Raw genomic sequence first — 14,478 nt, 5'->3', positions numbered from 1 at the left:
TAAACGTAACACTAAAAAACAGTGTTTTGCATTCCTATAATGAAGTATAGTAAACGTTAAGATGAAAAAAAGGGAAGTCTCACGACTTCCACAATTCTTCTAACCTTAAATCTAAATCTCTATGAAAAAAACGTATTGCAAATATAGGCGTTTGTTCAATATAGAGGTGTTAATGAATTGCATAAAGAGAGAATAAAAACTAACATCTGCAAAAATGATGCAATTTTTCAGGAGCCTTCTATTAATTTTAATAAACTTTTATAGAGAGGATTGCGTTCCAAGAGTTCGGGAACTCCCGTGATGAACATCTGTTTCCTTGCACGGGTCAAGGCAACATTCAGTTTTCGGTCAATCAAAACACCCTCTTCTTCCGTCAGATTGGATAGAAATTTTAATTGATAAGGGTAATTGACACAGAAGGAATAGATTATTACATCACGCTCGCTTCCCTGGAACCGCTCCACCGTGTCAACCAGAATGCGATTCAAAACCGGAATACCTACTGATTCTATTTCTTTTTTAATCAATGCTATCTGACTCCGGTAAGGAGTAATGATTCCTAAAGTACGGGATTCGTCAAAATCCGACTGATGGTGTTCATAAATGCGAACGGCTAAATCCGCAACGATACGTGCTTCCGAATAGTTGATTTTGGCAGATGCTCCTGCTTTCTCCGGCACAGACGGATAAAAGGCTAAACGGCAGATCGTGTCCGAGTCCTCTATTTGATGAGGTAGTCCGACAGGAATCAGTCGCCCCCCGTAAAAAGCACGATTGGCAAATAAGGCAACTTCCGGATGCATGCGTCCCTGACGACAAAGCATATCATAGGAACGATGAATAGCAGACGATGAACAGGCTGCCGTACAGTTCCGATAAAGACGTTCGAACAAAGAATCTTTCAGATTGCTCAATCCGATAGACAATAATGATTCATCATAGATTGCCGCCTGTTCTGCGTTTTGCTGCACAACAGCAGGCAGTTGCTTATGATCTCCGATCAATACAAACTTATCTATTGCATCTTTTTCATCTTCTCCACGTGCACAAAGGATTCCTAACAACTGCGGTTCCAGGATTTGGGTAGCCTCATCAATAATAGCTACATCAAAATGTTTCAAGCGAAACAGTTCCGGCTTACCGGAAATAGCCGCTACCGTTCCCACAATAATCCGACAATTCCGAATACGCTCGTAAACTTCCGAACGACGGTTGCAAGAGGATAATTCATTTTCAATCAGATGCCCGCGGTAGGCTTCATCACATGACAATTCACTTCCTACCCGGATAAAGTCAACTGCCGGAGCAATGGAAGCCAACGACTTGCATATCTCATCAACCGCCCGGTTGGTATAGGAAAGCAAAAGAATCTGCGCATCCTTGTCTGCATGGAAAGTCTCTACCATTTTCTTCAAGGCACATGAAGTCTTGCCTGTTCCTGGAGGTCCGATAAGAAGGAAATAATCCTGTGCGGCTTTTGCCTTCAGGGCGACTCGCGTAAAATCGTCTTCCGAACAGAAAATCATGGAATCCAATGATTCATCAAACCTCGGAGGACGTTGTGACAGCAACAAGTCACGACGTTCTTTTCTTGCAGAAAGATAAGCATATAAGCCCTGGTACATCGAGCGGAATGTCGTATCCATAGTATCATGCTCTATGGCATAAAGGCTTTCGGCCGGAAGTACGGATGGATTCTGCTGGGTAGCACGCAAGCGGATACCTATTTCGTTTTCTGTCAGATACTCGATATTGCCTTTGAAAACCATTTTATTGGTGACATTATCTGTATCACAGTTTCGTTCATAAAGGATAATGGCGTCGCCTTGACGGAAATTAGGAAGGAAAGTTTCAGCATGAAGCATCTCACTTCCAGAGGTAAGAGTAAGTCCGGCTTTATGTTCATCGGCGGCATGGTTCTCCTTTATTTTCAGATCATAAATGATTTCTCCAGCCTCACATTTCTCCGCCAATGTAGAGAGCCACAAAGAAGCTGCCCCTGTACGTCCCTCATAATCCACGTCACCGGATTTTGAGGTATAAAGTTCCTTTGTTATAAAGTTGTACACCGCATAGAAGTAATTCTTTTCCAATGCGGAAAGAGCTTTCAGCTTCGATTGAAAGTTATCAATAGAAGGACGCAGGTATGTTTCCCAGAAACGCCCTTTCAATCCTCGTTCATTCAAGGTGGAAGCATTGATTTCTTCCAGTTTTTGTGACGTATACTCAAGGCTGTTTCGTAATTGGATGCCATATTCATCGGCTACAATCCGATTACGCAAATCAATTACCCGGCGCACCATCGCCCACGAAGGACGAGAAGGGTAAAGAAGCGGATAGCGGGTATAAAGCAAATAGGCTTTCACTTTCCGGTGATCCATTCCCATCGAATATTGCAATACCGCCTGATAAAGCAACATCTGTACCTTATTATTCTCTTTCGGTTCTACCTTTCCCCGGATAGCATACTCGTCCGCTTTACCGGATTTCATTTCGATAAAAGAAGACATATCCCGCTGCATATAGTCAAGACGTCCCTGAAGTCCGAGTGCTTCGCAAATATAAGATGGTTCGAGCACGGCATCTGTCTTGTCAAGCTCATAGCCGGCTGCATGAAAAGTGTCATTTACTGTTTCACGAATATGATCGAAGTGCAATTTACAGTCTTCAAAGAATTGGCGTTCTTTCTCCTTGTCTCGCAAATCAGAGCAGGCGGCCAGTTCAATAGGATAACGCCGGAAGGCTTTCTGCATACAGGTACGATAGTCAATCTCTTCACTCTTTGCATGAATCCATTCGTCCAGAAAAAGGTTGGCTATATTTCCCAGTAATAAAGGACGGGCATTTTCGATCGGTTGAAGACGGGAAAGAAAATAGTTGGCCGGATGGTGTCCGTAGTCACGGAAACACTCGGCAAGGGAACTGATGTCGAGCAAGTAATCCGGTTCGAGTACGATAAAAGAAGGGGTCAGGATTCCTGCTTCATCGATGGCTACATCCAATAAATTGACTTGCGCATGCCGCCAAAGCAGCTTGCACGTTTCTGCAAACTCTTCATTGATTTGAGGAACATTATAACAGACAAGGTATGGCTGCTCAGAAACTTCATCCAAGGGAGTCACATACAGATATTGTTCGTCGGCATACTGGAAACAGACACGCATCCGCTGTACCCGCTCGCGGGCAGGAGGCGCAACCAAATAGGTGGCATCCGCACGCGGAAATAGTCGATATAGTTCCAGAGGAATATCTTCATCCAAGAGTTTACGGATAAAGAAAGCCAGAGTTTTCGCATCCCGCAAGAGTTGTTCTCGGTTGGGCTCTTGTTGACGGTTCAGGATAGCATTTGAAGTTAACCGGAAAGTATGCAGCTGGTTCTGCTCTGTAACAGAAAGACCCACCTTAGCTGACACAAAACTAATTCGTGCGGAAAGATCAGTCATCTGTAAACTTTCGTTTTGCATTTGCCCGCGACAAATGCGTTCCAGCAAGTCGCGCATTTGCTTATATCCTACGGCAAGATAGGCATCTTCTGCCCGGCAAACTGCTAAAAGGATTTCATAAGATTCTATCGCTTCACTCTTCGGACAAGGCAACTTCATCTCCAGCTTCATCTTCCTCTTCCTCTTCGGTTTTCTTCTTGTCTTTTATCATCAAAATACTCATCTCGTACAACAGATAAAGTGGAATAGCTACGACACTCAATGTGAAGGGGTCGCCCGTCGGAGTAATAATAGCAGCTGCTATCACGATGACAACCACCGCATGACGGCGGTATCTCCGCAAGAAAGACTTGTTCACCACTCCCAGCAAAGAAAGCAGCCATGTAACCAACGGAAGTTCAAAAGCCAATCCCATGCAGAGAACCAGCATCATAAAATTATCTATATAGGAATTAAGAGACAAGATATTCTCCACTTCCGAGCTCAACTGATAGGTAGACAGGAAACGGAGAGTCAGCGGATAAACCATAAAGTAACCCAACAGTACGCCGATGAAAAACATCACTGTTCCTATAGTCAAAGCTTTACGCACGCCCTTTCTCTCATTCGGATAAAGGGCGGGATTGATGAAACGCCATATTTCAAAAAAGATATAAGGCATAGCCGTCACCACCGACATCCAAAATGCTGTCGACATGTGAATAAAGAAAGGAGCAGCCAAGTTGATATTGACCAACTTCACATAAAATTGTTGTGTGAAGAAGTCATCGGTCAAATCAAATGTTTTACCGATATGCCGTAATAAATCGTAGAATATGAAATCATTGTGGCAAGGCGCAAGTATCACATGGTCGAAGAGGTAGGGCATAGCAATAAAATAGCCTATCGCCAATACAAACCAAACTCCAACTACCCGAAAAAGCACCTTACGCAGTTCGTCCAAATGATCCCAAAAGGTCATTTCTGCCATCCGTATGTTGTGCTCTTTTAGTTCTTAGAAGAATCTACAGGTTTGTCCAACTCGTCTTTTGCCTTGTTTATTTCATCTTTCGCTTCGTTCACACCGTCTTTGAAACTCTTTACACCTTTGCCTAATCCGCGCATCAGTTCAGGGATTTTCTTTCCACCAAAAAGAAGAAGGATAACCAAAGCGATAATAATCCATTCGGAACCACTAGGCAAAAAGCCTAACAATAATAAGTTTGTCATAAGTTTATTTGATATAAGAGGTTTTTAATAGTTGCTGCAAATATAATCATTTTCACCACAGGTTACATAGATCAACCCTGTTTTTTATGACAACACAGGGTTATTAGAAAATTCTAATCCTGATAATATACCCGCTTCACCCGTGTCGATATACTTGTCAACACTTCATAAGGGATCGTATCCAGCTTATCGGACAACACCGTAATCGGAAGATCATCACCAAAGATGATAGCCTGATCGCCTTCCCGACAATCAATATCCGTCACATCGATCATGCAGACGTCCATACAGATATTCCCTACATAAGGAGCTTTCTTTCCGTTCACCAGGCAATAGGCGTTGCCACGTCCCAAATGGCGGTTCAATCCATCCGCATAGCCGATAGGAATGGCCGCAATGCGTGAAGGACGTGCCAAATGCCCCATCCGGCTATATCCTACCGTATCTTCTTGGGGAACATCCCGTATCTGAAGAATGGTAGTCTTCAACGTACTTACATTATGTATAATCGAATTGTCTATCGGGCTAACTCCATAAAGTCCGATTCCCAAGCGCACCATATCAAATTGTGCATCAGGGAAACGCTCGATTCCTGCCGTATTACAGATATGACGGAGAATCTTATGAGAGAAGGCAGCCTGCAATTCTTGCGAGCCTTTCTCGAACAATTCAATCTGCCTGCGAGTGAAAGCGTCGAACTGCGGCGAATCACTTCCCACAAAATGAGAGAATACCGAACGCGGAATCACCGCGCTCTGATTCTTCAGTCGACGGATGAGCAATGGAATATCTTCCACTGCAAAGCCGAGCCTATGCATACCAGTATCGAGTTTCACGTGAATGGGGAAGTTGGTGATTCCTTCTTTTTCTGCCGCTTTGATAAGTGCGTCGAGCAGATGGAAATTATAGACTTCCGGTTCCAGCTTATAATCGAACATGGTTTTAAATGCCGTAAGCTCCGGATCCATGATTATAATAGAGGCGGTAATACCTGCTTTACGAAGTTCGGAACCTTCGTCAGCCACGGCCACAGCCAGATAATCGACATGGTGTTCCTGCAAGCTCTTGGCTATTTCATACGAACCGGCTCCGTAAGCGGATGCTTTCACCATACAGATCACCTTTGTTTCCGGATGGCGAAGCATGGAACGATAATGGTTCAGATTGGCGACCATCGCTCCCAAGTTTACTTCGAGGATGGTTTCATGTACCTTCAATTCAAGTTCTTCGGATACCAAATCAAAGTTAAACACGCGCGAGCCTTTTACCAGGATTACTTCCGAATGAAGTGATTTGAGTATACCGGATGTAAGAAGTGCTTCTGTGTTAGGAAAGAAGTAACGTTCGAGATCGTCATCAAAACGAGCGGAACAGGAAGATATTTCCTGCCCTACACCAATCAGTTTATTTATTCCTTTACTCTGCACCAACTGTGCTACACGCCGGTAGAGCGTAGCGGTACTTTGTCCGGTTTCCAGTATATCCGACAGGATCAGTGTCCGCTTCAAGCCTTTCTTTTCCGAACGGCGTACCAGGAAGTCGAGCGCAATATCCAATGATGCCAGGTCTGAATTATAACTATCATTAATCAATACGCAGTTATTTTTTCCTTCTTTCACTTCCAGACGCATGGCAATCGGTTCGAGACGGGCCATCCGTTCGGTGATCTGGTCGGCAGGTGTCATCAGATAAAGACAAGCTGCCAGGCAATTCAGCACATTTTCAATGGAAGCGTCATCGATGAAAGGAATACAGAATGTATTATCCATTTCCAGATAACGATAGGATATAACGGTATGATCTTCTTTCTTGATTACACGGCTGATATACAACGGACGTTCAATATCTCTACGGCTCCAGGCAATTTCACGTGCAGTCAGCATTGATTTTGCGACACAATTACTGATTAATTCGTTATCACCGTTGTAAATCACTACATCGCAGTCTTTGAAAAGTGTCAGCTTCTCCATGCATTTCTCTTGCAATGAGAAGAAGTTTTCCTGATGGGCACCACCGATATTAGTCAAAATACCAATGGTAGGCTTTATCATTCGTTTCAAGGCTCCCATCTCTCCCATTTCGGAGATACCGGCTTCGAAAATGCCCAGTTCTGCTTCTTCTGAAAGTTGCCATACAGAAAGAGGAACTCCAATCTGCGAATTATAACTACGCGGAGAACGGACGATACAACGATCCGGACTAAGTAACTGATGCAACCACTCTTTCACAATGGTTTTTCCATTGCTTCCGGTGATACCAATCACAGGGATTTTAAATTTATCACGATGTGCTTCGGCAAGCTTCTGCAAAGCTTTCAGAGGATTGGGAACGATAAGGAAATTGAGAGTTGAGAGTTGAGAATTGAGAATTGGCTGCGCATCATCATCCTGCCCAGATTTCTCCATTTTCAATTCTCCATTCTCAATTAATCTAAAGTCTTCTTCTGTTATTACAAAATTGCGTACGCCCCGGTCGTATAGTTCGGGGATATAACGGACTCCGCTATTTCGTTTGGTAGTTAAAGCAAAAAAGAGAGTTTCTTCCGGAAAACTCAAAGAGCGGCTGTCTGTTAACAGCCAATCAATAGTCGCTTTATGTTTGCCCATACGGCGGGCACCGATACTTTTGGCTATGGATTCAATCGCATATGACATAGTTCTGTTTCTTTTTGAAAATCTAAGTACGGGTATTTTCCGATAAGTCGTTCTATTTTTAACACTATTTGTCCTAAAAAGCGTTGATACGCCTCTGACTCGGGGTGAAAGGGTTTATGTGCCAAGTCCCGGCGGATATCCTGTACTGCCATGATAACCTGCTTTGTTTCAGCGGAAAAAAAGGTTTCGGAGAAGCGTTCCCACAGGTAACGAATCGCTAGAGGAGACGGATGCAGCATATCGTCAGCATAAAAGCGATAATCACGCAATTCGTCCAATATGATTTCATAAGAGGGGAAATAGAACACTCGTTCCGGGAACAGTTGCTGCAATCGGTCGATGGCCAGTAACAACGTAGATTTACTTAATTGATTGGCGTGCATTCCGTCGCGTATATGACGGATAGGGCTGACTGTAAACAGCCATTTTAATTCCGGATTACAAGCTGCCATCCCGGTGATAAGCGCTGTATAATCTTCTACAATTTCTTCAACAGTAAGCCGGTAACGTAAGAAATGGTTTTCCGGCAGTTGATGGCAGTTGGCTACCACTTGCCCACTCTCTTTTTGTTTATAAACGTAAGCAGTGCCCAAAGTTACCATTAGCCAGTTCAATTCCGGCAATCTTTGATGGGCGTGATGAAGACGGGCATTTATTGTATGCAATGTTTCTTCAGGCGTAAAAGCTGAAAAAGTGCCGTGATGCATCGGGCTATGCCATAAGCCTTTGTAGGCAAACAAATCCTGGCTGGTATATTCTTTATTTCCCATAATCTCTCTCAAAGAGGATGAGACGGACAAAGGATTATAAAGGATACCAAAAGGATTCAGATCCAGCCGAAACCCGGCGTCCATTAATTGCCTCCCGATATTTTCTGCAAAACAGGAGCCCATCAGGAGAATACGATCTGTATGACTGACAGGTGGCATCCCGGCAGGCAATTCTACAGATGTTTGAAAGTTCATACGATTTTCCATCATTTCATTACGTTTCATGTGCAAAAGTAATCAAAAAACAATTTCCTACCTCTTTTTCCTCACGATTCAATAATCTTAGGGAGCATGGAAAAACAGATACGTCCTTATGCCGAATAAGATTTTATAAAAAAAAGGGGGGCGAATATACTTTCTTTTCGTATTTTTGCACTAAATTTCCTCGAATCATGAAGAATGAACCGATATATAACTTGCTAAACACTATCAATTATCCTGACGACTTGCGAAGACTAGACGTAGAGCAACTGCCGGAGGTATGTAGTGAATTAAGGCAAGACATTATTAAAGAACTCTGCTGTAACCCGGGGCATTTTGCTGCCAGTCTGGGAACAGTGGAACTGACCGTAGCTCTACACTACGTCTACAATACACCTTATGACCGTATCGTATGGGACGTGGGACATCAGGCATACGGCCACAAAATACTGACAGGACGCCGTGAAGCCTTTTCTACGAACAGGAAACTCGGAGGAATCCGCCCTTTCCCGTCTCCGGAAGAAAGCGAATATGATACTTTCACGTGCGGACATGCTTCCAATTCTATTTCTGCAGCTCTCGGTATGGCTGTCGCAGCCGCCAGAAAAGGAGATGTCAAACGCCATGTAGTAGCCATCATCGGCGACGGTTCCATGAGTGGCGGACTGGCTTTTGAAGGGCTGAACAATGCATCTGCCACGTCGAACAACCTGCTCATTATCCTGAATGACAATGATATGGCCATTGACCGTAGTGTAGGAGGCATGAAGCAATATCTCTTCAACCTGACAACTTCCAACCGCTATAATCAATTACGTTTCAAGCTCTCGCGCATGTTATTCAAGCTCGGCATCCTAAACGAAGAACGTCGCAAAGCGCTCATACGTTTCGGGAACAGCCTGAAATCAATGGCTGCACAGCAACAGAATATTTTCGAAGGGATGAATATCCGTTACTTCGGTCCGATAGACGGACACGACGTAAAGAATCTGGCAAGAGTACTGCGCGACATCAAAGATATGCAAGGACCTAAAATCCTGCATCTGCATACTATCAAAGGAAAAGGATTCGGACCGGCAGAGAAGCACGCTACCGAATGGCATGCTCCCGGCAAATTCGATCCCGTCACCGGCGAACGTTTCATTGCTAACACAGAAGGAATGCCTCCGCTTTTCCAGGATGTATTCGGAAATACATTGGTAGAGCTTGCCGAAGCCAATCCGAAGATTGTCGGTGTCACTCCCGCCATGCCTAGCGGCTGTTCGATGAACATACTGATGGAGAAAATGCCCAAACGTGCGTTTGATGTAGGCATTGCCGAAGGACATGCGGTTACTTTTTCCGGTGGGATGGCAAAAGACGGACTGCAACCATTCTGCAATATCTATTCATCTTTTATGCAACGCGCGCATGATAATATCATTCATGACGTAGCAATTCAGAATCTCCCTGTTGTTTTGTGCCTCGACCGCGCCGGACTGGTTGGCGAAGACGGTCCCACTCATCACGGAGCTTTTGATATGGCATGTTTGCGTCCAATCCCCAATCTGACGATCAGTTCGCCCATGGATGAACATGAATTACGTCGCCTGATGTATACGGCACAATTACCGGACAAGGGTCCGTTCGTGATCCGTTACCCTCGCGGACGCGGTGTATTAGTAGACTGGAAGTGTCCGCTGGTAGAGATTCCGGTGGGAAAAGGACGAAAACTGAAAGAGGGCAACGACCTTGCGGTTATCACTATCGGACCGATAGGAAACATAGCTGCCCGTGCCATCCCCCGGGCAGAAGCTGATTTCGGTCTGTCGATCGCCCATTACGATTTGCGTTTCCTGAAACCGCTGGACGAAGAGCTATTACATGAGGTAGGACGCAAATTCCAACGTGTCCTGACTATCGAAGACGGGATTATCAAAGGCGGTATGGGTAGTGCTATCCTTGAATTTATGGCAGACAACGAATACAAACCAACCGTGAAGCGTATCGGTATCCCCAACCTATTTGTTGAGCATGGATCAGTTGCCGAACTGTATCAACTGTGCGGCATGGATGAAGAAGGGATTCTGACTAAAATACAAGAATTTATCAATTGACATGAAGATTATTATTGCCGGTGCCGGCAACGTAGGCACCCATTTGGCCAAGTTGTTATCACGCGAAAAGCAAGATATCATCTTGATGGATGATGACGAAGAGAAACTAAGTGCTCTTAGTGCCAATTTTGACTTGCTGACTGTTGCCGCTTCTCCTTCTTCCATCTCCGGATTGAAAGAAGTGGGCGTCAAAGAAGCCGACCTGTTTATCGCAGTCACACCGGACGAAAGCCGTAACATGACTGCCTGTATGCTGGCTACCAATCTGGGAGCTAAAAAAACAGTGGCACGTATCGACAATTACGAATATCTTCTGCCCAAAAATAAAGAGTTTTTCCAGAAGTTGGGAGTAGATTCTCTGATTTACCCGGAAATGCTGGCTGCCAAAGAAATCGTATCTTCCATGCGTATGAGCTGGGTACGTCAATGGTGGGAGTTCTGTGGAGGTTCTCTGGTTCTGATTGGCACGAAGATGCGCGAAAAGGCTGAAATCCTGAATATACCGCTGCATCAGCTAGGTGGTCCTAACATACCTTATCACGTAGTAGCCATCAAACGTGGAACGGAAACGATTATTCCCCGTGGAGACGATGTCGTTAAATTGCATGATATTGTTTATTTCACCACTACCCGCAAGTATATTCCTTATATTCGTAAGATAGCCGGCAAGGAAGATTATGCCGACGTACGCAATGTGATGATTATGGGGGGAAGCCGTATCGCAGTCCGTACCGCACAATATGTGCCGGACTATATGCAGGTGAAAATAGTTGATAATGACCTGAACCGTTGTAACCGCCTGACAGAGTTACTGGATGATAAGACAATGATTATCAACGGAGATGGTCGCGACATGGATTTGCTCATCGAAGAGGGACTAAAGAATACCGAAGCATTTGTTGCTCTGACCGGTAACTCGGAAACAAATATTCTAGCCTGTCTCGCCGCTAAACGTATGGGAGTGGAAAAGACAGTGGCAGAAGTGGAGAATATCGACTATATCGGTATGGCGGAAAGTCTTGACATCGGTACTGTTATCAATAAAAAAATGATCGCTGCCAGCCATATCTACCAAATGATGTTGGATGCCGACGTGTCTAATGTGAAATGTCTTACTTTTGCCAATGCGGACGTTGCAGAATTCACTGTACCGGAAGGTGCTAAAATCACCAAACACCTGATTAAAGACCTGGGACTCCCGAAGGGTACTACCATCGGAGGAATGATCCGCAACGGAGAAGGTATCTTGGTGACGGGTGATACACAAATCCGTCCCGGCGACCATGTAGTCGTATTCTGTCTGAGTATGATGATTAAAAAGATTGAGAAGTTCTTTAATTAAGCATAAGACAACTAAACCAATTTATGATTAATTCAAAGATGATATTCCGGATTCTGGGCTTTTTGCTTCTGATAGAAACAGCAATGCTGTTATGTTGTGGAGCGGTTTCTCTTTTTTATAAAGAGAATGACTTGCAGAGTTTCCTGATTTCATCTGCTGTCACAGCCTGTATTGGCTTTCTGCTGCTTGCCATCGGGAAAGACGCTGTGAAATCCTTGAATCGCCGTGATGGATATGTCATCGTCAGCGCAGCATGGGTTACCTTTTCCTTTTTCGGAATGTTACCTTATTATATAGGAGGATATATTCCCAATATTGCGAATGCATTTTTTGAAACGATGTCCGGATTTAGCAGTACAGGTGCCACTATTCTGAATAATATAGAGTCAATGCCCCACGGAATACTTTTCTGGCGGGCTATGACGCAATGGATAGGTGGTTTGGGTATTGTATTCTTCACCATTGCCGTTCTGCCGATTTTCGGTGTGGGCGGAATTCAGGTGTTCGCAGCAGAAGCCAGTGGACCTACTCATGATAAAGTTCATCCTCGCATTGGCATCACTGCTAAATGGATTTGGGGTATTTATGCCGGAATGACGGGAACGCTGATTATTTTATTAATAGGTGGTGGCATGAGTATATTCGACAGTGTATGTCATGCTTTTGCAACGACCAGCACTGGTGGGTTCTCTACCAAACAGGCCAGCATTGAATATTACCATTCACCTTACATAGACTATGTAATTTCCATTTTCATGTTCCTTTCAGGTATTAACTTCACGTTGCTGCTGTTGATGTTTAATGGGAAGATTAAGAAGTTCCTACATGATGCGGAACTGAAGTTCTACTTTATTTGTGTTTCATTCTTCACTCTATTCATTGCTATCTGGCTCCATCAGACTTCTTCTATGGGAGTAGAGGAGGCATTCCGGAAATCGCTTTTCCAAGTGGTTTCATTGCAAACTTCTACGGGATTCGTCACAGCTGACTATATGCTCTGGCCTTCTATCCTCTGGGGCTGCCTCATTATTGTGATGATTATCGGAGCTTGTGCCGGCAGTACAACAGGAGGTATCAAGTGTATTCGTATGGTTATCCTGTTTCAAGTAGTGAAAAATGAATTCAAACATATTCTTCACCCTAGCGCCATACTCCCGGTGCGGGTAAATAAGCAAGTTATTTCCCCTTCCATTCAGTCTACTGTATTGGCTTTCACCTTTTTGTATGTGGTCATTGTTATCATCAGTGTACTTGTCATGATGGGCTTAGGAGTCGGTTTTCTGGAATCAATAGGAACCGTAATCTCAAGCATAGGTAATATGGGACCAGGCCTCGGCACATGTGGTCCGGCTTTCTCATGGAGTGCATTGCCTGATGCTGCCAAATGGCTGCTTTCTTTCTTAATGCTCTTGGGACGCTTGGAATTGTTTACAGTATTATTGCTTTTCACTTCCGACTTCTGGAAGAAGAGTTAAAAGCTCAATTCTCAACTATACTTATTCCTATGAGAAAAAATACTCATACCTATGAGAATATATTTCCATAGGTATGAGTATTTTTTCTCATTACGATGAGTATTCTATCCTATTTCTATGCCGTTATCGCATCATATCTTTCTTAGTAAAACCCTTCTTACAACAGGCTTATTTATTTCATAAATCTTATTGATAAGAACATCCATTTCCTGTTCACGAGCCTCACGTACAGCATCAGACATCATTCTGGTATAGCCATCCCGATGTCCTTTCAGCCATCCATTCTTCTCAAGATTTTCATCCATAACCTTGATAGCTTGTCTGTCATTGGCAAAAAGTAATCCTTTTTGTTGAAAGAAACTAAATTGAGTCCATGCATAGTCTCTGAAACTTCTCTCAATCTCCCATCTATATTCATTCAGGTGCATCACAGCTAATGCCTGTTGATATTGAGGAGTCTTGGATTCAGCAGCTAGATTAATACCTTTTGCCAAGTCATCTCCACTCCATATTCCGATTTCTTCCTCATCAATCAACAATTTATAATCACCCTTCAGACCTGTTACTTTCAGAACTTCACGGTTCATTTCATCCATAAAAGGAATGACTTTCGTAGCTTCTGCCTGAGCCTTTTTTTGTCCCCATCCACGGGCGATAGTATCCAAAGGATAAGGAAGAGCTTCTGCCAGATAGTCAAAGCACAAATCTTTTCCGTTCTTCTTGATATTTGAGATTGTACAATTCTCTGCTTTAACAGCCTGTTTCTTATTGGCATTAATCTCCATATCTGCTACTCCTTTACCCACAAACCCCTGTGCTTTCAGGAAAAGGTAAGCCATCACCATGTGTCCGTCATTATCCGGATGAATACGGTCGCTGCCACAAAGAGTAAATGTCGGGTCTTTCTGTTGGTTTTGTTGATTCAAAGCAACCATAGGAGCATTCAAATCAGTAAATTCCCAATTGTTCTTTGCTGCAGATTCTTTCTGGTATTCAACGATACGTTTGATAGTTTCGTTCTTTGTTTTGAACAGTACATTCTCTTTCAATTGCACGGTTTCATCATAAGGGGAAGTTCCGACCATCACAATACGAGTATCAGGAAGATCTTTGAAACGCTTCTCCATTTGCTGGTAGTTCTTGATACTTTCCTGATATTTCTGTTCGCCGAATTCTTTGGGATTATCCCCATTATATTCAAAATATCCGGAGTCATTCATACCAAAAGTAACCATCAACACAGAGGGTTTCATTGGGAAAATATCTCCATCCAAGCGTTTGTTCAAAT

At 43.7% G+C, this 14,478-nt stretch carries 9 protein-coding genes; 3 read left to right on the top strand and 6 right to left on the bottom strand.

Features of this window, described 5'->3' with window-relative positions; translation table 11 throughout:
- Positions 1-227: 227 nt before the first annotated feature.
- From ACT8YW_RS03315 to ACT8YW_RS03295, 5 genes are all read right to left on the bottom strand, one after another.
- Entirely contained in the window at positions 228-3,614 is a 3,387-nt protein-coding gene (locus ACT8YW_RS03315) for an AAA domain-containing protein (RefSeq protein ID WP_444104007.1), read from the bottom strand.
- Positions 3,577-4,413: a twin-arginine translocase subunit TatC gene (tatC, locus tag ACT8YW_RS03310; RefSeq protein ID WP_195355245.1), complete on the bottom strand. Its 837-nt coding sequence runs from the start codon at positions 4,411-4,413 to the stop codon at positions 3,577-3,579. Before tatC ends, ACT8YW_RS03315 begins: the two co-directional genes overlap by 38 nt.
- A gap of 17 nt (positions 4,414-4,430) precedes the next feature.
- Positions 4,431-4,652, bottom strand: coding sequence for a twin-arginine translocase TatA/TatE family subunit (gene tatA, locus ACT8YW_RS03305; protein WP_444104006.1), 222 nt, complete (start codon positions 4,650-4,652; stop codon positions 4,431-4,433).
- Between the two features lie 113 nt (positions 4,653-4,765).
- Entirely contained in the window at positions 4,766-7,306 is a 2,541-nt protein-coding gene (locus ACT8YW_RS03300) for a bifunctional UDP-N-acetylmuramoyl-tripeptide:D-alanyl-D-alanine ligase/alanine racemase (protein ID WP_444104005.1), read from the bottom strand.
- Positions 7,282-8,301, bottom strand: a complete 1,020-nt coding sequence (locus tag ACT8YW_RS03295) for a GSCFA domain-containing protein (RefSeq protein ID WP_444104003.1) — start codon at positions 8,299-8,301, stop codon at positions 7,282-7,284. The genes ACT8YW_RS03300 and ACT8YW_RS03295 overlap by 25 nt, the downstream gene beginning before the upstream one ends.
- A gap of 167 nt (positions 8,302-8,468) precedes the next feature.
- On the opposite strand from ACT8YW_RS03295, the gene dxs reads away from it, so the two are divergent.
- Genes dxs through ACT8YW_RS03280 form a run of 3 tightly spaced genes read left to right on the top strand, consistent with a single transcriptional unit; the run spans position 8,469 to position 13,190 of the window.
- Entirely contained in the window at positions 8,469-10,373 is a 1,905-nt protein-coding gene (gene dxs, locus ACT8YW_RS03290) for a 1-deoxy-D-xylulose-5-phosphate synthase (protein WP_444104001.1), read from the top strand.
- Position 10,374: 1 nt separating this feature from the next.
- Positions 10,375-11,715, top strand: a complete 1,341-nt coding sequence (gene trkA / locus ACT8YW_RS03285; protein WP_009000401.1) for a Trk system potassium transporter TrkA — start codon at positions 10,375-10,377, stop codon at positions 11,713-11,715.
- A 23-nt stretch (positions 11,716-11,738) separates the two neighbouring features.
- Positions 11,739-13,190 (top strand): TrkH family potassium uptake protein, encoded by a 1,452-nt coding sequence (locus ACT8YW_RS03280; RefSeq protein WP_444103998.1) that lies wholly within the window; start codon positions 11,739-11,741, stop codon positions 13,188-13,190.
- 131 nt (positions 13,191-13,321) lie between these two features.
- Here ACT8YW_RS03280 and ACT8YW_RS03275 read toward each other — a convergent pair.
- Positions 13,322-14,478, bottom strand: a 1,157-nt coding sequence (locus tag ACT8YW_RS03275) for an SGNH/GDSL hydrolase family protein (RefSeq protein WP_444103997.1), incomplete at its 5' end; no start/stop codon positions are given.

Source organism: Bacteroides sp. (assembly GCF_052357945.1).
GTDB lineage: Bacteria > Bacteroidota > Bacteroidia > Bacteroidales > Bacteroidaceae > Bacteroides.
Note: the sequence above shows the minus strand (reverse complement) of the source record. Positions and strands in the feature narration are given on the sequence as shown.

Bases quoted from the DNA above. Each gene is read 5' to 3' on its own strand.
- dxs (WP_444104001.1), top strand. From the start codon at position 8,469: ATGAAGAATGAACCGATATATAACTTGCTAAACACTATCAATTATCCT.
- ACT8YW_RS03280 (WP_444103998.1), top strand. From the start codon at position 11,739: ATGATTAATTCAAAGATGATATTCCGGATTCTGGGCTTTTTGCTTCTG.
- ACT8YW_RS03315 (WP_444104007.1), bottom strand. From the start codon at position 3,614: ATGAAGCTGGAGATGAAGTTGCCTTGTCCGAAGAGTGAAGCGATAGAA.
- trkA (WP_009000401.1), top strand. From the start codon at position 10,375: ATGAAGATTATTATTGCCGGTGCCGGCAACGTAGGCACCCATTTGGCC.
- ACT8YW_RS03295 (WP_444104003.1), bottom strand. From the start codon at position 8,301: ATGAAACGTAATGAAATGATGGAAAATCGTATGAACTTTCAAACATCT.
- ACT8YW_RS03300 (WP_444104005.1), bottom strand. From the start codon at position 7,306: ATGTCATATGCGATTGAATCCATAGCCAAAAGTATCGGTGCCCGCCGT.
- tatC (WP_195355245.1), bottom strand. From the start codon at position 4,413: ATGGCAGAAATGACCTTTTGGGATCATTTGGACGAACTGCGTAAGGTG.
- tatA (WP_444104006.1), bottom strand. From the start codon at position 4,652: ATGACAAACTTATTATTGTTAGGCTTTTTGCCTAGTGGTTCCGAATGG.